The 22,146-nt window shown below is 72.5% G+C and carries 24 protein-coding genes; 8 read left to right on the forward strand and 16 right to left on the reverse strand.

Features of this window, described 5'->3' with window-relative positions; translation table 11 throughout:
- Window positions 1-6 precede the first annotated feature (6 nt).
- The 4 genes from D3P35_RS20305 to D3P35_RS20320 form a co-directional block, all read right to left on the reverse strand.
- Window positions 7-855, reverse strand: a complete 849-nt coding sequence (locus D3P35_RS20305) for a DUF1217 domain-containing protein (RefSeq protein ID WP_118137278.1) — start codon at window positions 853-855, stop codon at window positions 7-9.
- Entirely contained in the window at window positions 852-1,283 is a 432-nt protein-coding gene (flbT, locus tag D3P35_RS20310; protein ID WP_118137280.1) for a flagellar biosynthesis repressor FlbT, read from the reverse strand. The genes D3P35_RS20305 and flbT overlap by 4 nt, the downstream gene beginning before the upstream one ends.
- Window positions 1,283-1,660, reverse strand: coding sequence for a flagellar biosynthesis regulator FlaF (gene flaF, locus D3P35_RS20315; RefSeq protein ID WP_118137282.1), 378 nt, complete (start codon window positions 1,658-1,660; stop codon window positions 1,283-1,285). The genes flbT and flaF overlap by 1 nt, the downstream gene beginning before the upstream one ends.
- 128 nt (window positions 1,661-1,788) lie before the next feature.
- On the reverse strand, window positions 1,789-3,000 hold the full coding sequence (locus D3P35_RS20320) for a flagellin (RefSeq protein WP_118137284.1): 1,212 nt from the start codon (window positions 2,998-3,000) through the stop codon (window positions 1,789-1,791).
- A gap of 361 nt (window positions 3,001-3,361) precedes the next feature.
- Between D3P35_RS20320 and D3P35_RS20325 the strand changes: the two genes are divergently transcribed.
- Complete coding sequence (locus tag D3P35_RS20325) at window positions 3,362-4,822, forward strand: sulfotransferase (RefSeq protein WP_118137286.1); 1,461 nt, start codon at window positions 3,362-3,364, stop codon at window positions 4,820-4,822.
- Window positions 4,823-4,996: 174 nt separating this feature from the next.
- Here the strand turns inward: D3P35_RS20325 and D3P35_RS20330 are convergent, their stop codons facing one another.
- Window positions 4,997-5,368: a hypothetical protein gene (locus tag D3P35_RS20330; protein WP_118137288.1), complete on the reverse strand. Its 372-nt coding sequence runs from the start codon at window positions 5,366-5,368 to the stop codon at window positions 4,997-4,999.
- On the reverse strand, window positions 5,361-5,696 hold the full coding sequence (locus tag D3P35_RS20335; RefSeq protein WP_118137392.1) for a rod-binding protein: 336 nt from the start codon (window positions 5,694-5,696) through the stop codon (window positions 5,361-5,363). The genes D3P35_RS20330 and D3P35_RS20335 overlap by 8 nt, the downstream gene beginning before the upstream one ends.
- Before the next feature lie 1,326 nt (window positions 5,697-7,022).
- Between D3P35_RS20335 and D3P35_RS20340 the strand changes: the two genes are divergently transcribed.
- Window positions 7,023-7,619, forward strand: a complete 597-nt coding sequence (locus tag D3P35_RS20340) for a flagellar hook-length control protein FliK (protein ID WP_157982240.1) — start codon at window positions 7,023-7,025, stop codon at window positions 7,617-7,619.
- 17 nt (window positions 7,620-7,636) lie between these two features.
- The gene (locus D3P35_RS20345; protein WP_118137292.1) at window positions 7,637-8,311 is read left to right on the forward strand and encodes a flagellar hook capping FlgD N-terminal domain-containing protein; all 675 of its coding nucleotides are present in this window, start codon (window positions 7,637-7,639) and stop codon (window positions 8,309-8,311) included.
- 185 nt (window positions 8,312-8,496) lie between these two features.
- On the opposite strand, the gene D3P35_RS20350 is transcribed toward D3P35_RS20345, so the two are convergent.
- From D3P35_RS20350 to fliL, 10 genes are all read right to left on the reverse strand, one after another.
- Window positions 8,497-9,021: a flagellar basal body-associated FliL family protein gene (locus tag D3P35_RS20350; RefSeq protein ID WP_118137294.1), complete on the reverse strand. Its 525-nt coding sequence runs from the start codon at window positions 9,019-9,021 to the stop codon at window positions 8,497-8,499.
- 12 nt (window positions 9,022-9,033) lie between these two features.
- Window positions 9,034-9,777, reverse strand: coding sequence for a flagellar basal body L-ring protein FlgH (gene flgH, locus D3P35_RS20355; protein ID WP_118137296.1), 744 nt, complete (start codon window positions 9,775-9,777; stop codon window positions 9,034-9,036).
- A complete protein-coding gene (flgA, locus tag D3P35_RS20360; RefSeq protein WP_118137394.1) occupies window positions 9,774-10,205 on the reverse strand; it encodes a flagellar basal body P-ring formation chaperone FlgA in 432 nt (143 codons plus the stop codon). Before flgA ends, flgH begins: the two co-directional genes overlap by 4 nt.
- A gap of 5 nt (window positions 10,206-10,210) precedes the next feature.
- Window positions 10,211-10,996: a flagellar basal-body rod protein FlgG gene (gene flgG, locus D3P35_RS20365; RefSeq protein WP_118137298.1), complete on the reverse strand. Its 786-nt coding sequence runs from the start codon at window positions 10,994-10,996 to the stop codon at window positions 10,211-10,213.
- A 19-nt stretch (window positions 10,997-11,015) separates the two neighbouring features.
- A complete protein-coding gene (locus tag D3P35_RS20370; protein WP_118137300.1) occupies window positions 11,016-11,738 on the reverse strand; it encodes a flagellar hook-basal body complex protein in 723 nt (240 codons plus the stop codon).
- Between the two features lie 16 nt (window positions 11,739-11,754).
- Window positions 11,755-14,385, reverse strand: coding sequence for a hypothetical protein (locus D3P35_RS20375; RefSeq protein WP_118137302.1), 2,631 nt, complete (start codon window positions 14,383-14,385; stop codon window positions 11,755-11,757).
- Window positions 14,382-15,251: a flagellar motor stator protein MotA gene (gene motA / locus D3P35_RS20380; RefSeq protein ID WP_118137304.1), complete on the reverse strand. Its 870-nt coding sequence runs from the start codon at window positions 15,249-15,251 to the stop codon at window positions 14,382-14,384. Before motA ends, D3P35_RS20375 begins: the two co-directional genes overlap by 4 nt.
- Window positions 15,252-15,380: 129 nt before the next feature.
- Window positions 15,381-15,980, reverse strand: coding sequence for a MotE family protein (locus D3P35_RS20385; RefSeq protein WP_118137306.1), 600 nt, complete (start codon window positions 15,978-15,980; stop codon window positions 15,381-15,383).
- Window positions 15,977-16,789 (reverse strand): hypothetical protein, encoded by an 813-nt coding sequence (locus tag D3P35_RS20390; protein WP_118137308.1) that lies wholly within the window; start codon window positions 16,787-16,789, stop codon window positions 15,977-15,979. Before D3P35_RS20390 ends, D3P35_RS20385 begins: the two co-directional genes overlap by 4 nt.
- An 85-nt stretch (window positions 16,790-16,874) precedes the next feature.
- Window positions 16,875-17,402, reverse strand: coding sequence for a flagellar basal body-associated protein FliL (gene fliL / locus D3P35_RS20395; protein WP_118137310.1), 528 nt, complete (start codon window positions 17,400-17,402; stop codon window positions 16,875-16,877).
- A gap of 147 nt (window positions 17,403-17,549) precedes the next feature.
- Here fliL and fliF point away from each other — a divergent pair, with 147 nt between their 5' ends.
- From fliF to D3P35_RS20420, 5 genes are all read left to right on the forward strand, one after another.
- Window positions 17,550-19,142, forward strand: coding sequence for a flagellar basal-body MS-ring/collar protein FliF (fliF, locus tag D3P35_RS20400; RefSeq protein ID WP_118137312.1), 1,593 nt, complete (start codon window positions 17,550-17,552; stop codon window positions 19,140-19,142).
- Window positions 19,139-19,756, forward strand: a complete 618-nt coding sequence (locus D3P35_RS20405; protein WP_157982241.1) for a hypothetical protein — start codon at window positions 19,139-19,141, stop codon at window positions 19,754-19,756. Before fliF ends, D3P35_RS20405 begins: the two co-directional genes overlap by 4 nt.
- The gene (locus D3P35_RS20410) at window positions 19,749-20,069 is read left to right on the forward strand and encodes a FliM/FliN family flagellar motor switch protein (protein ID WP_118137317.1); all 321 of its coding nucleotides are present in this window, start codon (window positions 19,749-19,751) and stop codon (window positions 20,067-20,069) included. The genes D3P35_RS20405 and D3P35_RS20410 overlap by 8 nt, the downstream gene beginning before the upstream one ends.
- A gap of 64 nt (window positions 20,070-20,133) precedes the next feature.
- Entirely contained in the window at window positions 20,134-20,904 is a 771-nt protein-coding gene (gene fliP / locus D3P35_RS20415; RefSeq protein ID WP_370032052.1) for a flagellar type III secretion system pore protein FliP, read from the forward strand.
- Complete coding sequence (locus tag D3P35_RS20420) at window positions 20,901-21,986, forward strand: flagellar motor switch protein FliG (RefSeq protein ID WP_118137321.1); 1,086 nt, start codon at window positions 20,901-20,903, stop codon at window positions 21,984-21,986. Before fliP ends, D3P35_RS20420 begins: the two co-directional genes overlap by 4 nt.
- Window positions 21,987-22,146 lie beyond the last annotated feature (160 nt).

Below are 22,146 nucleotides of genomic sequence, written 5' to 3' on the forward strand. Positions count from 1 at the left end.
GGGGGATCAGGTGCGGCTGAGCAGCAGGTTGGCGATGCCGGCGGAGCTCAGGGCGGAAGAGTTTCCGCCCTGCAGCAGGCTGAGCGCGGCGAAGCCGGGGGTGGAGGCGGAAGGGCCGGCCTCGGCCTGGACGCGGGCCATGTAGATGCGGATCGCCTTCTCGACATTCTCTTCCGAGACGAGGTCGGAGAGCTTGCTGGAGCCGAAGACCGAGGAGGCCTTGTCCTTGAAGAAGACGAGCTGCTGCTCGACGTCGAGGGCGCCGAGCTTTTCGGGCAGGCCGAGGGCCTTTTCCATCACCGTGCGCAGCGGCGTGTCGCCCATCAGCGTGTACCAGGCGGCGTTCTCGCCCATGTCGCGGTCGACGAGGGCCTGCAGGCTGTTGGAGTAGTTGAGCGCGAGGCGCATGCTGTTGTCGACCTCGCCGACGGCGACCTCGAACATGTGGTTCTTGTATTTCTCGACGATCTTCTCGCCGAAGCCCTCGTCGCCGGTGCGCGCGCCGAGCACGTTGCCGAAGCCGAAAGCCTCGGAGAACTGGCGGTAGCGCCGGTCGGTGAGGCGCATGGCGAAGGCTTCCGGGTCCTCGGTGCCTTCCTCGAGGATCTTGCGCACCCAGGCGCCCTTGGTGATGTCATCCTCCAGGCTGAAGGCGCCGAGGGCGACCTTGAGCAGGGTGCGGTCGCCCATGAGCTGGTCGACGCTGGTCACATCGCCGATCTTCTCGAGGAAATACTCGGTCTCGCGCTTGACCTGCACGCTGGTGTCGAAGGCGGCGCGCTGGGTGTCCTGGGTGCGTTGCAGGAACTGCCAGCCGGCCATGCCGGAAAGGGGGATGACGGGTGTGTAGGTCACTGGGCCATCCTCGTCTCTGAGGGGGGGCGCGGGACGGCCTGCATCAGCCGCGCCTCGCGCGAGAGCAGGCTGCGCAGGGCCTTGAGGGCAGGGTAGTATTTCGCCTCCATCGCGTGGGTGGTGGCGGCGTCGAGCTTGGCGCGGCTGTCGGCGTCGGTGAAGACCTGGGAGAGCTGCTCGATGCCGGTCAGCAACTGCTGGCGGGCGAGGCTCTCCTCCGCCTCGCCGGCGAGCACGAGCTGGGCGATGTAGCACACCCGGCGCACCGGGGTGTTCACCTCGCTGGGGTGGATGGCATCGCGCAGCCGCAGCACGTTGGCGTTCTCGGTGACGACGCAGATCCGCGCCCGGTGGTCGCCGTTCTCCATCACGACGCCGTTGACCATGAAGCGCTCGCCGGGCGTGAGCTTGAGGATCAGGCCGGGCATCAGGCGTTCTCCGTTCCGCCGCGCAGGCCGCGCATCACGGCCGTGTTGATGTCGACGAGGGCGGCGACCGTGGCGGTGCCGTCGAGGATCTTGCGGCTGTGCAGCCGGGTGAACTCGGCGAGGTAGAAGATCTGGGCGCGCAGGGGGGCGGGCAGGCCGTTGGCGCTGTCGGCCACATCGGCGGCGAGCAGGGTCCAGAGGCGCTGGTTCTCGCTCACGGCCTCGGCCAGGCGCGGGAAATCGAGAGGATCGGTCTGGCCGGCACGCGAAAGGCGGTGCGTGGCCTGGGCGAAGGCCCGGTATTCGGTGCGCCGCGGCGTGCCCTGGGCAGGGGCGGCACTGTCGTATCCGGTCCGGGCGAAAGCAGCACTGTTCATTCGTTCGGTCCTCGCTCCTTCAGGTGACGCGACGGATCCCGGGGGCGGCCCGAAGGCGCGGCGGGCCCCCGGGGGGAGCCGCCGGCCGGTCAGGCCGGGGCGGGCCGGAGCCCGCCCCGCTCATCGGATCAGCGGAACAGCGACAGGACGTTCTGCGGCGCCTGGTTGGCGATCGAGAGCGACTGGATGCCGAGCTGCTGCTGCACCTGCAGGGCCTGCAGGCGGGCGGAAGCCTCTTCCATGTCAGCATCGACCAGTGCGCCGATGCCGGTCTTGAGCGAGTCCGTCAGCTTGCTGACGAATTCGTTCTGGATGTCGATGCGGGCCTGGGCCGAACCGAAGGCCGCCGAGGCGTCGATCGCGGTCTGGATCAGCGGCTCGATGGCGGTGAGCGCGCCGGCGGCATCCGCCGTCACGTCGATGCCCTGCAGGCCGGAGAGGCCGCCCGCACCCGGCGCGGTGATCTCGCCGGAGAAGGCGAGGTCCACGGTCGTGGTGTTGGTGAGCGTGATCGTGCCGGTGCCCATGGTCACCACGAGGCCGGAGATGCCGAGCGAGGAGATCGCCGTGGCCACCTTGGACATGATCACCGTGTTCGGGTCCGACCCGTTGGTGGTGTCCATGTCGTTGGCGGTGACCGTGTAGGTCGCGGTCTGGCCGCCGATGGTGATCGAGATCTTCTCGCCGCCGGTCGCGCCGGCGAAGTTTGCGGTGTCGAGCGACAGGGTGTTGGTGCCGGTGCCGCCGTCGATGATGCCACCGAAGCTGGTGCCGTTCGCCGAGACCGAGCCGTTGGCCACGGTGAAGAAGCCGGTCGGCGCGGTGCCGGCGGCGGAGGCGAGATCCTGGCCGGAGACCTGGATGCTGGCCACGCTGACGTTGCCGGTGCTGCTGCGGTTGAGCGAGGCGAGCACGTTGATCGAGCCGGTCTGGCCGTTCACGAGGTTGAGGCCGTTGAACTGGGCGGCGTCGACCACCGAGCCCACCTGCTGCACGAGCTGGTCGATGTCGGTCTGCAGCTTGGCGCGGTCGGACGCGGGGTCCTGCGCGGCAATGATCTTTTCCTTCACCTGGCCCAGCAGGCCGGTGACCGTCTCGGCGGCGGTGCGGGCCACGGCCACGGCGGCGGAGCCGGTGTTCAGGCCGTCGGAGATGCCGGAGAAGCCGTCGACATCGGTCTGCATGGTCTGGGCGATGGCCCAGATCGAGGCGTTGTCACGCGCGGTCGCGACCGACTTGCCGGTCGAGATCTCGTTCGTGGTCATCGCGAGGTTCTTGTTGGTGGAGTTCAGGGTCTGCAGCGCGACCATGGCGCTGGTGTTGGTGAGGATCGAGGACATGTTCCGTCTTCCTTTGGCGTGGGGCGTTTTAACCCCTATTGAATGGGTGGCCGGGTTTGCCCCCGGCCCGTGAGCCGCCATTCTGACGTGTGCAGTTCCGCGAGGCTTTCCGCCAGGCAGGCGGACCCCTGTCGGTCCGTCTCTGCTTGCCTGCCGTGCACCCGCCCGGTCTGCGCCAACCCATCCCGGGCCGCAGTCCGGAAACTCGCCCAGAATCCATAACGGAGTGTTACCGCGCACCGGGAATTGCGTAAAACTTACAACGATATACCGGCATTTCGGCGAGAGGATCCGTTAACCGTGAGGCGAGGATTTCTGCCTAGCCTTCCCTCGCGCCACAGGGGCGCGCGAAGAGGAGGGCATGATGCGGGTCGTTCAGGACAAGAAGCCGAAGCCGAAGGGGCCCGAGCGGCCGATTTCCAAGAAGTTCCGCTACGGGATCCGGCATTTCGAGGAGGGCGTGACCTTCATGGGCCGCAGCCAGTTCGCCGAGGCGGCCGCCTGTTTCGAGCGTGCGCTGAAGAAGGACCGGCGCAATGCGGGGCTGCTGTTCTACCTCGGCGCCTGCCTGTGCAACATGGACGAGACCGCGCGCGGGCTGCGGCTGCTGCGCGAGAGCCTGTCGATCAAGCCCGACGAGCCGAACCGCTGGTGGAACTACGCGAATTTTCTCTATTTCGCCGGCGAGCTGGAGGAGGCGGGCCGGGTGATGCGCCGGGCCATCGACATGCAGCCCGGCAAGGTCAACCCGATGTACAACTACTGCACCATGAGCAATGCCGGCCCGGACGACCCGATCGTGCACCGGCTGGAGGCGCGGCTGGAGGACGAGGGGCTGTCGCGGCTCGACCGCAGCTTCGTGCATTACGGCCTGGCCAAGGTCTACGACCGGGCGAAGCAGCATGACCGGGCCTTCGAGCAGGCGCTGCTGGGCGGGGCGGCCTACGGGGTGGAGTGCAACCTCGACGACGAGAACGTGGAGCGCATCATCCGCGCGAACACCCGCGAGGCGCTGACCCGCCGGCCCTGCGGGGGGAACCCCACGGAGGCGCCGGTGTTCATCCTCGGCATGCCGCGCTCGGGCACCACCTTCACCGAGACGGTGCTCTCGCGCCACCGTGACGTGCTGGCGGCGGGCGAGCTGTCGGGCTGCCGCACGGCGGAGATCCTGGCGATGAACTGGGCGGCGCAGAATACCCCGATCTCCAACGCCTTCGAATCGGTGCGCACCATCGTGCCGCAGGTCGAGGAGGTGGCGGCGCAGTACCTGCTGGACCAGGTGCGCGGCTTCGCGCCCGGGCGGGAGTTCCGCCGCTTCACCGACAAGCTGCCGGAGAACGTGTTCCGGCTGGGGCTGATCTCGCGCATGTTCCCCAATGCGCGGGTGGTGGTGATTCACCGCCATCCGCTGGACAATTGCGTCTCCTGCCTGTTCCAGCGCTTCAACGACATCCAGTATTCCTACACCAACACCATCGAGACCCTGGCCACCCAGTACCGCGCCTACCAGAAGGTGCTGGCGCATTGGCGCGAGGTGCTGCCGCTGCGCATGCACGAGGTGGTCTACGAGGACATGGTGGCGGATTTCGAGACCCATGTGCGCCGGCTGGTGAGCTTCCTCGACCTCGAGTGGGACCCGGCCTGCCTCGATCCGGCCGGCAGCACCCGCGCGGTGCGCACTGCCTCGGCGGCGCAGGTGCGCGAGGGGGTGAACAGCCGTTCGGTGGACAAGTGGAAGCGCTACGGCGCGCGGATCGGCCCGCTCGTCGAGGCGCTCGGCGGCATGGAGCAGATCGAGGCCTGGGCCCGTCCTCGCGGCTGACACCCTCCCCTCGCCCCCGGTTCCGCCTGGCGCCCGGCCGGGGCGGAGCGCCGGGGCGCGCATGATCCGGAAATCCGGATCATCTTTCCGGCCGATGGCCGGAAAGCGGCATGCCTGCATGCCGGCGCGCCGTTCCGCCCCCCACCGGCCGGGGGCGGCGGGCGGCAGGCGGGGTCAGGCGCGCCGATCGGAGCGGGCGCGGGCAGGCGGGTCGGGCAGGCGGTCACCGCTGCGCGAATAGAGCCCGATCTCGGAGGTGGATTTCTCGATGCGCTCGAGCCGGGTGCGGGCATCCTCCACGCCCTTGCGGAAGGCCTCGATCAGGCGCTGGTTGCGCCCGGCCTCGCTGCGGATGCGCTCCAGCATGGCCTGCGTATCCTCGCCGCCGGGCCCGGGACGGGCGGCGAGCTCGTCCACCAGCCGGTCGCGCTTGCGCGCGAGAGCGACGAGCTCGGTGAGCCGGGCGCGCTGCAGCAGGCTGCGCTCCTCGGCCAGCATCGAGAGCACGCGGCGGGCGCGGTGGCCCCAGGAGAGACGCTCAAACATCGCCTGCCCCCTCCCGCGCCACGAGGGAGCGGTAGATGTGCTCGGCCAGGCCCACGCCGCCGCGCGCGGCCAGCAGCCCGGCCTGTTCGCGCAGCAGCAGGCTGGAGAAGGCCTCCTCGCCCGCCCCGCCGCCGAAGTTTTCCCGTGCCTTGCCGACCCCGGCGGATTTCAGCATCTCGGTGAGGAACCCCGCCTCCAGCTCCTGCGCGAGCTGGTGCAGCCGGGCCTGCCTGTCCCCCGCCCCCCCGGGCAGGTCGGGCAGCGGAGCGGTCCTGCCCGGCAACAGGCCGGGAACGGCGGCCGGGGCGGTGAGGATAGGGCTGGTCATGCGCGGCTCCATGATCGGTGCAGGGGGCCAGTTTCGCGGGTTTCGGTAAATGATTGGTAAGGCTTGGGCCGCATGCTGTGCGGGCAGTTTCCAGCAACGAAGAGAGCGGTACCCTGGCATGAGCGGCAAGAGCGCGACCCCGGCATGAGCGTGCCGGTATTCCCATCCGCCGGCCCCGCCGGAGCGCCTGCCGGCACGACCCGCGGAGCCGGGCATGCCGGCAGCACGCAGGAGGGCGGAGAGGCCCGGCTCGCGGGAAGCGCCCGGGGGGAGGAGGGCCTGCGCCGCGAAAGCCGCCGCGAGGCGGAGGGAAGCGGGGAGACCGGCGCCGCTGCCCGCCCCGCGCCCCGCCGCCCCGCCGCCGCGGAGGACGGGGCGGAGCCTGCTCCTGCGCTCGCGCCCCCGCCGGCCGATCCGGCCAGGCCCCTGCCGGGCGGGGATTTCGCCGAATTCCTTTCCGCGGGCAACGCACCCGCTCCGGCCCCGCCCGCTCCGGATCGGGCGGGCGCCGTGCTTCCGGTCGCGGCCGGTCAGGCCCGGAATGCCCTGCCCGCCGGCGGGGCGGAGGCGGATGTCGCGGTGCCCGGCACCGGCAGGACACAGCCCCCGGCGGCGCGCGCCGACGGCGCCTTCGCCCTCTTCACCGCCCGGCAGGGCCGGGCCGACGCCGGGCATCCCGTCTCCTCCGCGCGCCCGGCTCCGGTCACGGAGACCGCCGAGGCGCCGCTTCCCGCAGCCCCGCAGGTGCAGGCCCGGGCTCCCGCCGGCAGCACCCCGGACCCGGCCCCGGCGCAAGCCCCGACACAGGCTCCGACGCAGGCCCCGACGCAGCCCCCGGCGCAGGCATCCGCCTCCGCGGCGCCCGGGCCCGCGGGCGCTGGCCCCGGCCCGGCTCTCGCCTCGCCCGTCGCCGCCGCTGCCCCCGCGGGAGCGGAGGAGGCACCGCAGCCGCCGGCCCCGCCCCCCGCGGCCGGCGCACCGGCCCCGCAGCCCTCGGCACTGCCGGCACCGCCCGTCGTGCCGCCCGGGAGCGGGGTTTCCGCCGAACCTGCCGCGAACCCGGCGCCCGAGGCCGAAATCCTGCCCGGGCTGCGCGCACCGCAGGAAGCGGCCGGCCCGGACCATCCGCCCGCCCTCCCGGCGCGCAGGCCCCTGGCGCCGGGGGCGGTACCCGGCCTCGCCGCACCTCCCGCGCCCGAGACCGGGCCGGGTGGCGTGCCGGAGCCGGACCTGCCGCCCGAGGCCAGCCTGCGCGGCCTCCCGGCGGAGCGTGCGGGCCCCTCCGCTCCGCCCCCCGCCGCCACCGCGAGCCCGGCAGCGCCCCCGATGGGGCTCGCCGCGCCGGTGCAGGCCCTGCAGCCGCTGCCGAAGGCCGGTGGAGACACCGGGCGGGGCGGTGAACCGGCCGCCGATCCGCTGGGCGCGCCGGAGTTCGCCACCCTGCCGCCGCCGCGCATGGCCGGGTTCCTCACCGCCGCCGGCCCCGCCGTGCCCGCCTTCCCGCTGCCGGTCCGCCCGGCCGAACTCGTCGCCCAGATCGTCAGCGCGATCGATCGGCGCGACGCCGGCCGGCGGGTGGAGCTGCGGCTCGACCCGCCGGAGCTCGGCCGGGTCACCCTTCACATCGCCACCGATGACGGCAATGCCGTCGCGGTGGTGACGGTCGACCGGCCCGAGACACTCGACCTGCTGCGCCGCCATGCCGAGCTGCTGCAGCGCGAGCTCACCGATGCCGGATTCCGCGGCGCGCAGCTCTCCTTCGGGTCCTCCGGGCAGAGGTCCGAGCACCCGGGAGGCGGCGGTCAGCCGGCACGCTTCGATGCCTTCGCCGGCCCCGCGCCCGGCCTTGCCGCCACCGGCCCGGCCGGCGGCGCCCCGGCCGGGCCGCAGCGCCGCGACGGCCCGCTCGACATCCGCCTCTAGTCCGATGGAGCCAGACCATGGAGATCAACAGCACCACCGCCGCGAGCGCCACCGCCGCGAGCAAGGCCGCCACACCGGCCGACAGCACGGGCACCCGCGGCCTCACCGCCGATTTCGAGACCTTCCTCACCCTGCTCACCACCCAGCTGCGCAACCAGGACCCGCTCGAGCCGGTCGAATCGACCGAGTTCGTCGCCCAGCTCGCCTCCTTCTCGGCGGTCGAGCAGCAGGTGCAGGCCAACGAGAGCCTCAAGGCCATCGCCGAGCTGCTCTCCAACGGCTCGGCCGCCGGCCTGTCGGAATGGATCGGAACCGAGGTCCGCGCCTATGCCGCCGCCCCCTATGACGGCACGCCGCTCACCCTCTACGCCGACCCGGTGGAGGGGGCCGATCTCGCGGTCCTGGTGGTCAGCGACACGAGCGGGGCCGAGGTCGGCCGGGTAACGGTGAACCCCGCCGCCGAGCAGATCGTCTGGGACGGCGAGGGCACCACCGGCACCCTGCCCGAGGGCAGCTACAGCTTCACGGTGGAGAGCTACCGCGAGGGCACGCTCGTCGACCACCGCGCGGTGGAAGTGTTCTCCCCGGTGGTCGAGGTGCGGCGGGAGGAGGACAGCACCGTCCTCGTGCTCGCCGACGGCAGCCGGATCGACAGCGAGGACATCACCACCCTGCGCGCCGCCGGCGGCTGATCCCCCGGGGCGCTTGCCCCGGGCCAACCCGGAGACGGGGCCGGCTCACGGCCGGCCAGGATCGGGACGAAACAGGGGGCGGTGCGAAATGCGGCGGCGTCCGGAACGCGGAACGCATGGAAGAGGGGGCCGCCGGCCCCCTTTCTGCTGCGTGCCCCTGCCGCCGCTCTTCGCGCCCGGGGGGATCACATATCCTGGCGCAGGATGTCGGTGACCAGCACGTCGTTCACCCCCGGCCCGATGATGTTGCGGGCCACCTTGCGCAGGCTGATGCGCAGGTCGGAGAGGGTGCGCGGGTCGGTGAAGACGCCGGAGAACCCGCCGCTGCGCTCATGCTCGAAGAGCACGCGCAGGAAGGCGTCGCGCAGCTTGGGCTCGCGGGTGGCGATCTGGGTGTCGAGCCCGGGCTCGGTCTCCAGCGAGATCGACATCACGATCAGCGCGCGCACCCTGGTCTCGCCCATCACCGGGATGATGAACTGCTTGTCGAGCTTGTTGTATTCCCAGCCGTCCTCCGGCGCGGGGGCGGGGGCGGGCTCCAGCGGGTCGCCCTCCGGGGCGGCATGCGGCTCCTCCTCGCCATGGCCGGCTCCGGTCATCGCGAGATTGGCCTGCTCACCCTCCTCCGAGGGGGCGCGCAGCATCTGCCCGGCGAAGAGCCCGCCGCCGAGGCCGAGCAGCACCAGGATCACGGGCAGGAGCTTTTTCATCGGTCCATCTCCTCAGAACGGCAGGATGATGTCGGCCACCTGCTGGCCGTAGCGCGGTTGCTGTACGTCGGTGATCTGGCCGCGGCCCCCGTAGAGGATGCGGGCGTCGGCGATCTTGTCATAGGTGATCTCGTTCTTGCGGGTGATGTCCTCGGGGCGGATGACGCCGGCCACCTGCAGGTCGCGCAGCTCGTAATTCACCCGGATCTCCTGGGTGCCGGCAATCACCATGTGCCCGTTGGGCAGCATGTCGGTGACCGTGGCGGCGATGCGCAGGGTGATCTCCTCCTCGCGGTCGACGGTGCCGGCCCCGGAGGAACCCGAGCTCGAGGCGACGCTTGCCGCCGGCTCCAGCGTGCCGGCCCCGGGCAGGATCGTGTCGGCCACCGAAGGCAGGCCGAGCAGGGCGGCGATGCTGAGATTCTCGTTGCCGGTGCGGTCGCGGGTGGTCTCGTTGGAGATCGAGGCGCTCTCGTCGATCTCGATCACCACGGTGACGATGTCGCCCAGGGTCTGGGCGCGGCGGTCGCCGAAGAGCGAGGTCGGCCCGTTGCGCCACAGCGAGCCCGCGGCATAGCTCTCCGGTGGCGGCGGCAGGCGCGGGGTGGCCAGCGCGATGCGCTCCGGTGCGATGGGGGCCATCACCGGCATCGGCCGGCCGGGCGGGGTCATCTCCGGCGGCTTGCCGACATTCTCGAGCCGCGAGCAGCCCGTGGCGGCCAGCGCGAGCCCCAGCAGGACAAGGGCGCGCCTCATTGCCCGACCTCCACGCTGCCGTCGGGTGCGACCCGGCCCTCGACGATCTGGCGCGAGGACAGGTTCATCACCCGTATCGTCTCGCCCTCCCCGGCGCGGTCCAGGGCGCGGCCCTCGGTGGTGATGAACAGCGGCCCGTGGCGAAAGCTGAGCGTGACGGTGGCATTGCGCTCCACCAGCGCCGGGGGGCCGACCTGGGTCTCGTAGATCGGCCGGCCGGGGTAGAGGGCGGCGCGGGTCTCCTGGCCGATCGCCTCATCGGCGGAGGAAAGCGCCCCGGGGGTGCCGCCGGGCAGCAGCGTGACATCGTCGGCCGTGAGCACGGTCGAGGGGCGCACCGCGCGGGTGGCGACCAGCGTGTTGTCCCCGGCGAGGGCGGCAGCCGGCACGAGGAGCGCGAGCAGCAGGGCGGGAAGGGCGCCTGGCATCATGGTTACCTGAGCTGGGTGGTGGCGCCGAGCATCTGGTCGGCGGCGGTGATGACCTTGGCGTTGAGCTCGTAGCCGCGCTGCGCCTCGATCAGCTCGGTGATCTCGCGCACGGCGTCGACCGAGCTCTCCTCGAGGTAGCCCTGGCGGAAGGTGCCGCGACCGTCGACCCCGGGGTCGCCCGCCACCGGCTGGCCGGAGGCGGCGGTTTCCTTGTAGAGGTTGCCGCCGAGCGCCTCGAGCCCTTTCTGGTTCACGAAGGTCACCAGGGTGAACTGGCCCAGGAGCTGGTCGTCCACCTGGTCGTTGAAACTGGCATAGACCTCGCCCGCGGCATTGACGGTCACGCCGGTCGCGTCCTCGGGGATGGTGATCTCGGGAACGACGGAGAAGCCGTCGGAGGTGACGATCAGCCCGTCGGCATTGCGCTTGAGCGCGCCGTCGCGGGTGTAGGAGGAGGAGCCGTCGGGCATCAGGATCTCGAAATAGCCGTTGCCCTCGATGGCGACGTCGAGCTCGCCCCCGGTCTGCATCAGCGCGCCCTGGGCGACGTTCATCGACACGGCGGCGGTGCGCACGCCCAGGCCGAGCTGCACGCCCGCCGGCAGCAGCACCCCGGTGGTCGAGTTCACCGTGCCGGCGCGCTGGACCTGCTGGTACTGCAGGTCGGCGAACTCGGCCCGGCGGGTGTTGTAGGCGGTGGTCGACATGTTGGCGAGGTTGTTGGAGATCACCTCGACCCGCATCTGCTGGGCCTGCATGCCGGTGGCGGCGATGTTGAGCGCGCGCATGGGAGTGTTCCTTTCGTGGTCAGACCTGCTGGCCCAGGGTTCGGACGAGGTTGCGGATCCGGTCATCCTCGCGGTCGGCGAAACCGGCGCCGAGTTCGTAGGCGCGCTGCACCTCGATCATCCGGGTCATCTCGACCACCGGGTCGACGTTGGACTGCTCGAGCCGGCCCTGCAGGATGCGGCTGGTCGCGGAGGGCAGGAGCACATCGTCGGTGGCGAAGAGGCCGGAGGCCTCGCGCAGCAGCGTGCCGGGGTCCTCGACCTCGACGAGGCCGAGTTCGCCGATGGTCTGGCCGTCGGCATCGATCGTGCCGTCGGCGGCCACCGCGATGGCGGCGGCATCGGGGGGCAGGAAGATCGGGGCGCCGCCGGCGTCGAGCACCCGGTTGCCGTCGAAGGTGACCAGCTCGCCGTCGAGGCTGCGCGCGAAGGCGCCGTCCCGGGTCAGGCGCGGGCCCTCGGGGGTGTCGATCATGAAGAAGCCGGGGCCGTCGATGGCGAAGTCGAACGTGCCGCCGGTGGTGGCGAGCGGCCCGGGCGAGAAATCGGTCAGGCGCACCCGTGCCGCGGTCATCGCCATCGTGTCGGGCTGGCCGGGGATCGGGGCGTACATCTCGGCGAAGAGCACGCCTTCGCGGCGGAACCCGTTGGTCGACATGTTGGCGATGTTGTTGGCGATGATGGTCATCGCCCTCTGCAGGCCGCTCTGGCGGCTCAGCGTGACGTAACTGGGGTTGTCCATGTCCGGCTCCTTCCGGTCAGCCGCCCGGCGCCGGGGCGGGCGGCGGGAGATCGAGGGTCTCGGCGATGAGGGCGCGGGCGCTGCGGGCCAGTTCCATGGTCTGCCGGGCGCCCGAGAGGCTGATCTCGGCCTCCGGCACCGGCGTCTCGAGGAAGGCGGCGAGGCCGGCGGCATCCTCCGTCTCCGCGAGGCCGGCGGCATCGGGGCCGAGCCCGGCCATGTAGGCGGCCATCACCCGGGCGACCGGGTCCGGCGCCTGCAGGGCGGCGGGCCAGTCCCCGGCGGCGAAGGCGAGGGTCGCGGCCTGCTGCGGATCGTCCAGCCCGGCGATGGCGGCGCGCGCGCCGGCGTAATCCTGCTCGCGGGCGAAGGCGGCGACGCGCAGCCGGGCCACGTCCGGCCCGGCCATGCCCTCGAGAAGGTCGAGCACCGGGCCCGGCTCGCCCAGCATGTCATGCGCCCGCGCCGCGGCGAGCCGGGCCTCGGGCGCACCGCGCGCCAGGGTGGGGGCGAGGATGTCGAGCGCCGCGTTGGGCAGGCCGATGCGGGTGAGCTCGCCCGCCACGATCAGCCGCGCAGGATCGGCCTCCGTGCCCTCCGTGAGCAGGCCGCGATGGGCGAGCACGGCGGTGGCATAGCTCGCCGGATCCTCCTGCGGCGCGCTGGCCCGGGCCAGCACCCGGGCGGCGGCCTCGTGCAGCTCCGGGCCGCGCTCCGGCGCCTCGGCCAGGTCGTCGGCGATCAGGCGCAGCGCGCGGTCGAGCTCGCCCCCCGCGGCCCTGGCCTCGATCTCCGCCGCCTCCAGCCGGCGGCCCTGCTCGGTGCGGCGGGCCTGGCGGGCGCGGTCGGCGAGGTCGGAGGCCATCGCGCCGGGCGGCGGCAGGCCGCGCTGCAGCCGGCTCTCGGTGAGCGCGATCATCGCCGCCGGGGCATTGGGCCGGTTGCCGTCGATGAGCTGGCGGTAGATCGCCTCGGCCGCTTCCGGCGCGCCCTGGGCCTCGAGCAGCTTCGCGCGGGCGTACTGGTAGGCGTCCCCCGGCTCCCCGGGATGGACGGCGGTAAGCGACAGGATCAGCCCGGCATCGGCCTCGCGCCCGAGATCGAGCAGCCCGAGCGCCATGCGCGGCCCGAGCAGCCGGCGCGGCACCGCGGGAAACTCGGAGAAACTGTCGCGCAGGGCGGCACTGTCGGGGGCCGGGATGCCGGGGGCCACGGCGCCGGTCTCCGGGTCGATGCCCGCGAGCAGGCCCCAGAACCCGGCCCGCCCCGGGCAGCCCGCCTGGCGGGACAGCGGCCCGTCGGGCGCCGGCAGGCCGCCTTCGACCACCCGCGCGAGATCGCGCAGCAGCGGGCTGCGCGGCACCTCGGTGCCCATGTTGTCGAGCAGGTCCTGCGCCTCCAGGCCGAAGCCGTAGTGGATGTAGAGCCGCACGAGACGGCTCACCGCCTCCGGGTCGGGCCGGTCGAACTCGCCGATCAGACCGGCGCGGGCCGTGGCGATCTGGGCGGCCACCGGCTCGCCCCCCGCCCAGGCGGCGAGGTCGAGCGCCTCGTCGGGCAGGCAATGGGCCGGCGGCGGCAGGTCCGGGTCGGTGTCGGCCGCCCGGTCCCGCTCGCGTGCGGTGGTGACGGAGAGCTGCGACGCACCGGGGGGCGGCGGGGGCCCGGCCGTCTCGGTGCTCTCGCCCTCCTGCTGCCCCTCCTCCCCGGCGGTCTCTTCGCCGGGTGCCGCGGCCGTGTCGTCGGAGCCGGTGTCGGCCGCCTCGGGGGCGGGGCCCTCGCCGGCCTCGGGGCTGCGGAATTCCACCAGCCCCTGCTCGGCGGCGCGGGCGAGCTTTTCCATCAGCCGCGCACGCGCCGCCTCGATGGCGGCGAGATCGTCGGCGGCAAGCGGCGGCCCGGTCTGCGGGCGGGGCATCGGCGTGGCGGCCGGCACGTCGGGAGCGGCGCCGATGCGCGGCGGGCCGGCGGGCCCGTCCTGCGTTCCCGGCTCCGGCGGGATCTCCCCGGCGGCAAGGCCGGTGCGCAGCGGGTCGGCCCCGGCGCCCTCCTGGCCGGAGGCGGCCTCCTCGCCGGAGGGGTCCTCGTCCCCGTCCGGCAGGGGCGCGCCCCGGGGCGTCCCGCCGCCGACACCGGTGCCCGGCGCCCGGGCGGTGACCGTGCCGGTCACCGAACCCTCCGGCGCCGCGGGGGCGGTGGCCTCCTCCTTCGGAGCGGTGCGGTCCCGCACGTCGATGATCAGCTTGCGGGGGCCGAGCGCGAAGCTCTCCGCCGTGCAGTCACAGGCCAGGGTGAGCAGCAGGATCGTGCCCGTCACCTCGTTGCGGACCTGGGCCGAGAGCACGCGGCTCGCCCGGCGGTCGGGGAAGATGGCGCGGGTGTCGAAGTCGAGCGCGATGCCGGGGAAGCGCACGGTGACCGTGCGCCCGTCCTGCCCGGTCGACCAGGAGGTGCCCGGCGGCAGGTCGAGCACGAGGCGCGACATGCGGCTCTGGTCGCCGGCGCGCAGCAGGAGCGGGGCCTGGGCCAGGGCCGGCAGGGCGAGGGCGCAGGCGAGCAGCAGCGCGGGCAAAAGGCGCAGCGGCGCGGGCCACATGCGCAGCCGCGCGGACCGGCCGCCTGCGGGATGGCGGAGGCCCGGGCTCATGCCGCCGCCCCCTTGGTGTTGCGCAACGCCTCGTCCATGGCGTTGAAGCTCGGACGTACCGCGTGCGGCGTGTTCTGCCGGCCCACCTCGATGCAGATGTTGGGCGCGTGGTTGTGCAGGTTGGCCACCAGCACCTCGCGGATCAGCACGTAGAACTGGTGATCGGCCTCGCAGACCGTCTTCACCCTGGCCGCGAAGGGCCCCATGATGCCGTAGGCGAGGAACACGCCGAGGAAGGTGCCCACCAGCGCACCGCCGATCAGCGCGCCCAGCACGGCCGGGGGCTGGTCGATCGAGGCCATGGTCTTGATCACGCCCAGCACCGCGGCCACGATGCCGAGCGCGGGCAGGCCGTCGGCGATCTGCTGCATGGCGTGGCTGGAGTGCAGGGCGTGGTGCTTCTCGGCGTCGAGCTGCTTGTCGAGCACCTCCTCCACCTGGGCGGGGTCGTCATAGTTCATCGTGGCGTTGCGGAACGTGTCGCAGATCATGTCCACCGCGGCATGGTCGTGCTGGATCTTGGGGTATTTCGAGAAGATCGCCGATTCGTGCGGGTTCTCGATATGGCCCTCCAGCTCCACCGGGTTCTGCCGGGCGATCTTGATCAGCTCGAAGAGCAGGCACAGCAGGTCCTGGAAGTCCTGGCCCTTCCACCTCACCCCCTTGAACACCTTGCCCATGTCCTTGAGCGTCTGCTTCACGGCAGCACCGTCATTCGAGATGATGAAGGCGCCCACGGCGGCGCCGCCGATGATGATCATCTCGAAGGGCAGGGCGTGCAGGATGATCCCCATCTTGCCCCCGGCCGCGATGTAGCCCCCGAAGACCATGACAAGGATGACCACGATCCCGACGATTCCTGTCACTGGGCTTCTCCCGGTTGCTGAGGGACAATGGAGCGGGTTTCCCGCCTGATCCTGACACTGATCCTGACGGGGCCGAGTATCGGCCCGGCGAGGTTAAGAAACTGCGAAGCAGGCAGGGCTGCCGGCGCCTTACTGGGTGGGTGCCCGGGCGTTGCGGCCGGCCATGGTGGCGGAGATCGCGTAGGCGCGGTCGGCCTCGATCCCGGCCAGGATCGCCGCCGCGCTCTCCGGGCGCATGCGCGACAGGAAGCCGGCGGCGAAGCCCACGTCCATGGTGGCGAAGATCTGCGAGGCGGCCTTGGGGTTCATGGTCTCGTAGACCGAGACCAGCCGGGCCACGTCCTGCTCGGCCGCCTTGTCGGCGATGGCCAGGGTCTCGGCCAGGCGCTTCTCCGCGTCGTCGAGGGCGGCGACCTGCTCCTCGAGCTTGGCGCGGGCGATGCTGAGCATCTGCTCGCGCCCGGCAAGCTCGGTCTCGCGGGCCGCGAGCTGGGCTTCGCGGTCACGGATCGCGGCAAGCAGGTCGTTGGCACCGGGATCGGCGGTGCAGCCGGCGACCGGGGCCGGGGCGGCCGCGACCTCCTCGCCCTGGCCGGTGATCTCGGCCGCGATCGCCTCGCCGTGCTCGGTGAGGCGCAGGGCCAGCGAGCCGCCGAAACACACCGCGACGAGCATCAGCGCCCGGGGCGCGGCCTGGCGGCGACGGAGCTGGAGACGGGGACGGCTCATGTCTCTTTCCTTCCCAGGAGGTCACGAAGGGCATTGCGCAGGCTCTCGGCCGCGGGCGTCTCCGGCACGGGCCGGTCCGGCGGCGGGGCGAGGGCGAGTTCGCCGTCCTCCTCCTCTGCCGCCTCGGAGGCGGGCAGGGGGGCGCGGCTCTCCCGGCCGGACCGCTCCTGGGCGACCGGTTCCGGCAACTCGGGGTCGGGCCCGGGCGCCTCCTCCACGATGCCGGGCCCAGCATCGGCGCGCGCGTCGGGCTCGGGCTCCGGTTCGGATTCGGGCTCCGGCTCCGGTTCGGGTTCAGATTCGGGTTCGGAGAATAGGGTCTCCTCCTCGTCCCCTTCCTCCGGCAGGGCGGCGAATTCCTCGGCGAAGACAGAGGGCCGCGGTGCGGCCGGGGCCTCGCCCGCGTCCTCCCGCGGGGGGGCGGCCGTGGCCGCGGTGCCGGGTGCGGCCGTGGCCGCGGTGCCGGATGCGACCGTGGCCGCATTGCGGGCGGCGGCGCGCAGCTCCGGGTCGAGCGGGCGCGCGCCGTCCTGGGCGTGCAGCGCCGCGAGCAGCAGCTCCAGCCGGCCCGCCGCGGCCTCGGCCTTCGCGGTCATCTCGCGCAGTTCGCGCACCGAGGCGCCCGAGACCCGCTTGGCCTGTTCCAGCGCGCCCTGCATGCCGTCGACCTGGCGCGAGAGCCCGGCGATCGCCGCTCCCAGCCCCTGGTCGAGATTGCTCAGCCCGTGCACCCGTTTCGAGAGCACGATGCAGTAGATCGCCGCGACCAGCGAGGCCACGATCATCAGTCCGTCCGCGATCAGCGCCATGGCACTCTCCTCGGGTCTTCTCCGCCGGGCCTGCGGAGCATCGGTTGCAGGGGCCCGGCTGCGGCCGCGGGGGGGGTCCCGGGCCTCAGTTCAGCACGAAATTGGTGATCAGCAGGTCGCGCACCCGGCCCTCGCCGGTGACGATCTGGATGCGGCGCAGGAGCTGGGCACGGATGCGCCCCATCGCCGCGGGGTCGGCAAGGTCGCGCAGTTCCACCGCGCGCAGGTAGGTGTTGACCACGTCGAGCATGCGCGGCTGCAACAGCTCCACGTCGGCCCGGTAATCCGGGTTCACCTCCACCTGGCCGGAGAACTGCAGCTGGCGCGCGCCCGCGGGCGCGCCCAGCGTGATCACGATGTCGCCCAGCGGCAGGAAGGCCATGGGCGACAGCGGCTCGGGCGCCGGGGTCTCCGGCGCGGCATGGCCGGCCTCCCCCCCGCCGCCGAAGGGCAGCGAGACCATGCCCGAGAAGGTGGCGTAGAAGCCGCCGGCCCCGAGGAGAATCGCGGCAACGAGCCCGAACAGCAGGCCCTTGCCCTTCTTCTTCGGCGTGGAGCCGGCCTCCGCCGCGTCTTCCGCGAGGGCCTCCGCATCCATCGTCGCATCGCTCATCGCGCATCCCCGGCAGCCAGTGGTCGATGAGCCCATCTAGCGCGGCAGGGACTAACTTAATGTTAAGTGTGCGGCAGCGAAGATCCCCCCCAGGCGAAGGGGGGCCAGAACGGCCCTTCAGGCGATTAGCAATGAGAGCACCCTGCCTTGGACCGACTGGCCTCACTCTGGAAGGAGATGGATGCGCGGAAGCGAATCCTGGCGATCCTGGCGGGTCTGGCGACCGTCGCCGTCGTCATCGCCCTCGCGCGTCTCGCAAGTGCGCCCTCGATGGCGCTGCTTTATGCCGGGCTCGAGCCCCGCGCCGCCGCCGAGGTGATCACCTCGCTGGAACAGAAGGGCGTGCCCTACGAGCTGCGCGGGCAGGCGATCTACGTGCCCGCGGACGAGCGGGACAGGGTGCGCCTCGGGCTCGCCTCGGAAAACCTGCCCGCCACGGGAATCGCCGGCTACGAGCTGCTCGACGGGCTCTCGGGCTTCGGCACCACGGCGGAGATGTTCGACGCCACCTACTGGCGCGCGAAGGAGGGGGAGCTGGCGCGCACGCTGCTCGCCGCCCCCGGCATGCGCGCCGCGCGCGTGCATATCGCAAACCCCGTGCGCCGGCCCTTCGAGCGTGACAAGTCGCCCACGGCCTCGGTGATTCTCACCTCCGGCGGCGGCACGGTGGACGAGACCCAGGCGCGCGCCGCGCGCTACCTCGTGGCCTCCGCCGTGGCCGGGCTCAACCCCGAGAACGTGACGGTGATCGATTCGGTCGCCGGCGTCGTCCTCGCGGCGGGAGACGATGCGCCGGCCCAGGTGAAGGACCTCTCGGGCACCGACCGGGCCGAGGCGCTGCGCGCCAAGCTCGAGCGCCTGCTCGCCGCGCGCGTGGGCGAGGGCAGGGCGGTGGTCGAGGTCACCGTGGACACGGTGATGGAGAGCGAGACCGTCTCCGAGCGGGTGATCGACCCGGCGAGCCGCGTGGCGGTGGCCGAGGAATCGAGCGAGAAGAGCGAATCCTCGGAAGGAGGCGGGCCCGGCGGCGTCACCGTCGCCTCCCAGCTCCCCGACCCGGCCCAGGCCGGCGAGGGCGGCCAGACCTCGCGCCGCTCCAGCTCCGAAACCCGCGAACGCTCGAATTTCGAGGTCTCCGAGGTGCGGCGCGAACGCGTGCGCATGCCCGGCGACATCCGCCGCCTCTCGGTCGCGGTGCTGGTCGACGGCATCACCACCACCGCGGCGGACGGCACCACCACCTGGGAAGCCCGCCCGGAGGCCGAGCTCACCGCCCTCTCCGAGCTGGTGCGCTCCGCCGTCGGCTTCGACGAGGCGCGTGGCGACGTGGTGACCATCGACAGCCTGGAATTCTCCCCCGAGCCGGTGCTGGGCACCGCGGCGGAGGCCGGCGTCTTCGACCTCTTCGCGGTGAACGCGATGACGCTGATCCAGCTCGGCGTGCTGGCCGGCGTGGCGCTGCTGCTCGGCCTCTTCGTGCTGCGCCCGATGCTCGCCGCCCCGCCCGCCGCCCTGGCCGACGAGCGCGAGGACGACGCGCCGGAGGGGGCGGACGGCCCGATCAACCCCGAGGAGCTCGCCGCCTCGCTGGAGGCCGCGCAGGAAGTGCTCGGCCCCACCCCCGAATCGGAGGCGCGCCTCCTCACCCTGCGCGAGGCGATCGCCGAGCGCTCGGAGGAGGCGACGCTGCTGCTGCGCAACTGGCTGGAGACCCGTGAACCGGGCGAGGATGCCGCATGAGACAGGTCGTGATGTCCCTGGAGAATTTCTCCTCCGCCGCCCCGCGCCAGGCCCCGCGCCCCACGGTGGACGCAGCCGAGATGGAGCGCGCGCTCACCCGGGCGCGCAGCGAGGCGCATGCCCGCGGCTACGAGGAGGGGGCTGCCGCCGCGATGGCGGCCGGCGATGCCGAGCAGCGCCTGCTGCTGGGCCAGATCGCCGAGGCACTGGCCGATTTCGACATCGCCGGGCAGGAGGCGCGCGCCGCGGTGCTGCGCGCCCTGCACCCGCTGCTGCGCGCCTTCGTCGGCGCGGTGAGCCCGGCCCTCGCCCGCGCCGGCCTCGCCCATGAGATCGCCGACCGGCTGGAGGCGGCGCTGCGCGAGGCCCCGCCGGAGCAGGTGGCGATTCTCGTCGCCCCGGAGATGGCCGAGCGGCTGCGCGCCACGCTCGCCCCGGGGGTCGACATCCGCCCGGACCCGGAGCGCCGGGCGCTGGAGGCCCGCATCGCCTGGGCCTCGGGGTTCGACGAGATCGATCTCGAGGCCAGCATGGCCGGCGCGCTCGCGGCGGTGGACCGGTTCCTCGCCGAGGGCGGCGCGACCGATGAGACAAGGAAGCAGATCCATGGATGAGCAGGACGACATCACTCCCGAGGCGGGCCTGCCGGCCATGGAGCCGGCGCAGAACCGGCGCCGCTCCAGCGCGGTGCTCGGGGTGCCGATCGAGGTGATCATCTCGGTGGGCAAGGCCCGGCCGCTGGTGAGCGAGCTGGTGAACCTGCGGCGCGATTCCGTGCTGCCGCTGGACAGCAAGATCGAGGACCCGGTGGAGATCTACATCGGCGAGCGGCTCATCGCGCGCGGCGAGCTGCAGGAAATGGATGGCGACAGCGGCCGGCTCGGCGTGCGTCTCACGGAAATCGAAGACCTCTCGAATGGCATCTGACCCCCCCTGCTGCCGCCCGTCCCGGCCGGGGCGGGTCCCGGCGCATGTCCCGGTGCCGCGGCCCGTGCCTGTGCCCCTGCCCCTGCGCGGGCTGGTGCCGGTCCTCGTGCTCGGCCTGGCGCTGCTCCTCTGCGCCGGCCCCGCGGCGGCCCAGCAGTTCACCCTCGACCTGGGCGAGACCGGGGCGGAGGGCGGCTCGCTCACCGGGCGGGCGATCCAGCTCTTCGCCATCGTCACCCTGCTGAGCCTCGCGCCCGGCATCGCCATCATGGTCACCTGCTTTCCCTTCATCGTCACGGTGCTCTCGATCCTGCGCCAGGCGGTGGGCGTGCAGCAGGCGCCGCCCAACATGCTGATCGTGAGCCTCGCGCTGTTCCTCACCTGGTTCGTGATGGAGCCGGTGTTCACCGAGGCCTGGGAGAGCGGGGTCTCGCCGCTCATCGAGGGCACGGCCGAGCCGGAGGCGGCGCTGCGCGCCACCGCCCTGCCGTTCCGCAGCTTCATGGAGGCGCGGGTCGACCCGGACACGGTCGCCGAGATGCAGGCCGCCGCCCCCGCACGCCTCGCCGGGGCCGGGCCGGACGACCCGGTGAGCTTCGGCGTGCTCGTGCCCGCCTTCCTGCTCTCCGAGGTCACCCGCGGCTTCGAGGTCGGCTTCCTCGTCTTCCTGCCCTTCCTGGTGATCGACCTCGCCGTGGCCTCCATCCTGATGTCCATGGGCATGATGATGGTGCCGCCGGCGGTGGTCTCGCTGCCCTTCAAGCTGGGCTTCTTCGTGCTCGCGGACGGCTGGAGCCTGCTCGCCGGCGCCCTGGTGCGGAGCTACGGCACATGAGCGCTCCCGACAATCTCCCGGCGCTGGCGCGCCAGTCCCTCGCCCTCGCCCGGATCAACGGCGAGGAGCGGACGACGGACGAACTGACCCCGACCCAGAAGGCGACGATCATCCTCGCGGCCCTCGGGCCCGTGCAGGCCGCCGGCGTGCTCAAGGAGCTCGGCGAGGCCAATGTCCGCCGCTTCGCCCGCACCATCGCCACCATGGGCCGCATTCCCGCCCAGGTGCTCGACCAGGTGAGCCAGGAATTCCTCAACGAGCTCGGCGGTGACTACGACGTCTCCGGCGGCATCGTCACCGCGCGCAAGATCCTCTCCGAGGCGCTCGACCGCGAGGATTACGACCGCATCATGGAGGACGTGCAGGGCAATGTGCGCCTGTCGATCTGGGACAAGCTGGGCAATGCCCCGGTGGGCTCGCTGGCGAATTTCATCGCCGCCGAACACCCGCAGATCGGCGCCGTGGTGCTGGGGCGCATGCGCGCCGACCGCGCCGCGCGCGTGCTCGAGCGCCTGCCCGGCGAGATCGCCCATATCATCGTGCTGCGCATGAGCCGGGTGCCGCGGGTCGACCACGTGGTGCTCGAGCAGGTCAAGCAGGTGATCGAGGAGGAATTCCTCTCCGTCATCCAGCGCGAGAGCGGCACGAAGAAACCGGCCGAGCTGCTGGCCGGACTGATGAACCACGTCTCCAGTGCCGCGCGCGAACAGTTCCTCGCCCAGCTCGAGGAGGACGAACCGGTCTTCGCCGCCGAGGTGCAGCGGGTGATGTTCACCTTCGGCGACATCGTGGCCCGCGTGGTGCCGCGCGACATCACCCAGATCACCCGCGAGCTGGAGGAGCCGGTGCTGATGGCAGCACTCAAGACCGGGATGGAGACCAATCCGAAGGTGGTGGAATTCATTCTCGGCAACCTCTCCAAGCGCCTCTCGGAGCGCATGAGCGAGGATCTCACCGCCATGCAGGCCCCGCCGCTGAAGGAAGGCGAGGCGGCACAGGCCGAGCTGGTGAAGGCGATCCAGGCCCTGGCGCAGCGTGGCGCGATCCGGCTCAACCAGCCCGAGGCCGCGGACGAGGACTGACCCCCGGCCGGGGTGCGTATCCGTCGGAGAGGGGCAGGGCCCCCGCCTCCGGATCCGCGTCGGGACCTTGCGGTCCCTCCCGCCCGCCCCGGCGATCTTCCCGGGGCAGGCGTGGTCTCTGCAGTCATCCGATGCCGCTGGCCGCCGCGCAGACGCGGCG

Source organism: Oceanicella sp. SM1341 (assembly GCF_003448965.1).
GTDB lineage: Bacteria > Pseudomonadota > Alphaproteobacteria > Rhodobacterales > Rhodobacteraceae > Paroceanicella.

Excerpts from the sequence above, each read along its gene's own strand:
- flbT (WP_118137280.1), bottom strand. The coding sequence starts at position 1,283 with ATGCCCGGCCTGATCCTCAAGCTCACGCCCGGCGAGCGCTTCATGGTC.
- flaF (WP_118137282.1), bottom strand. The coding sequence starts at position 1,660 with ATGAACAGTGCTGCTTTCGCCCGGACCGGATACGACAGTGCCGCCCCT.
- D3P35_RS20320 (WP_118137284.1), bottom strand. The coding sequence starts at position 3,000 with ATGTCCTCGATCCTCACCAACACCAGCGCCATGGTCGCGCTGCAGACC.
- D3P35_RS20325 (WP_118137286.1), top strand. The coding sequence starts at position 3,362 with ATGATGCGGGTCGTTCAGGACAAGAAGCCGAAGCCGAAGGGGCCCGAG.
- D3P35_RS20330 (WP_118137288.1), bottom strand. The coding sequence starts at position 5,368 with ATGTTTGAGCGTCTCTCCTGGGGCCACCGCGCCCGCCGCGTGCTCTCG.
- D3P35_RS20335 (WP_118137392.1), bottom strand. The coding sequence starts at position 5,696 with ATGACCAGCCCTATCCTCACCGCCCCGGCCGCCGTTCCCGGCCTGTTG.
- D3P35_RS20340 (WP_157982240.1), top strand. The coding sequence starts at position 7,023 with ATGGGGCTCGCCGCGCCGGTGCAGGCCCTGCAGCCGCTGCCGAAGGCC.
- D3P35_RS20345 (WP_118137292.1), top strand. The coding sequence starts at position 7,637 with ATGGAGATCAACAGCACCACCGCCGCGAGCGCCACCGCCGCGAGCAAG.
- D3P35_RS20350 (WP_118137294.1), bottom strand. The coding sequence starts at position 9,021 with ATGAAAAAGCTCCTGCCCGTGATCCTGGTGCTGCTCGGCCTCGGCGGC.
- flgH (WP_118137296.1), bottom strand. The coding sequence starts at position 9,777 with ATGAGGCGCGCCCTTGTCCTGCTGGGGCTCGCGCTGGCCGCCACGGGC.
- flgA (WP_118137394.1), bottom strand. The coding sequence starts at position 10,205 with ATGCCAGGCGCCCTTCCCGCCCTGCTGCTCGCGCTCCTCGTGCCGGCT.
- flgG (WP_118137298.1), bottom strand. The coding sequence starts at position 10,996 with ATGCGCGCGCTCAACATCGCCGCCACCGGCATGCAGGCCCAGCAGATG.
- D3P35_RS20370 (WP_118137300.1), bottom strand. The coding sequence starts at position 11,738 with ATGGACAACCCCAGTTACGTCACGCTGAGCCGCCAGAGCGGCCTGCAG.
- D3P35_RS20375 (WP_118137302.1), bottom strand. The coding sequence starts at position 14,385 with ATGAGCCCGGGCCTCCGCCATCCCGCAGGCGGCCGGTCCGCGCGGCTG.
- D3P35_RS20385 (WP_118137306.1), bottom strand. The coding sequence starts at position 15,980 with ATGAGCCGTCCCCGTCTCCAGCTCCGTCGCCGCCAGGCCGCGCCCCGG.
- D3P35_RS20390 (WP_118137308.1), bottom strand. The coding sequence starts at position 16,789 with ATGGCGCTGATCGCGGACGGACTGATGATCGTGGCCTCGCTGGTCGCG.
- fliL (WP_118137310.1), bottom strand. The coding sequence starts at position 17,402 with ATGAGCGATGCGACGATGGATGCGGAGGCCCTCGCGGAAGACGCGGCG.
- D3P35_RS20405 (WP_157982241.1), top strand. The coding sequence starts at position 19,139 with ATGAGACAGGTCGTGATGTCCCTGGAGAATTTCTCCTCCGCCGCCCCG.
- D3P35_RS20410 (WP_118137317.1), top strand. The coding sequence starts at position 19,749 with ATGGATGAGCAGGACGACATCACTCCCGAGGCGGGCCTGCCGGCCATG.
- D3P35_RS20420 (WP_118137321.1), top strand. The coding sequence starts at position 20,901 with ATGAGCGCTCCCGACAATCTCCCGGCGCTGGCGCGCCAGTCCCTCGCC.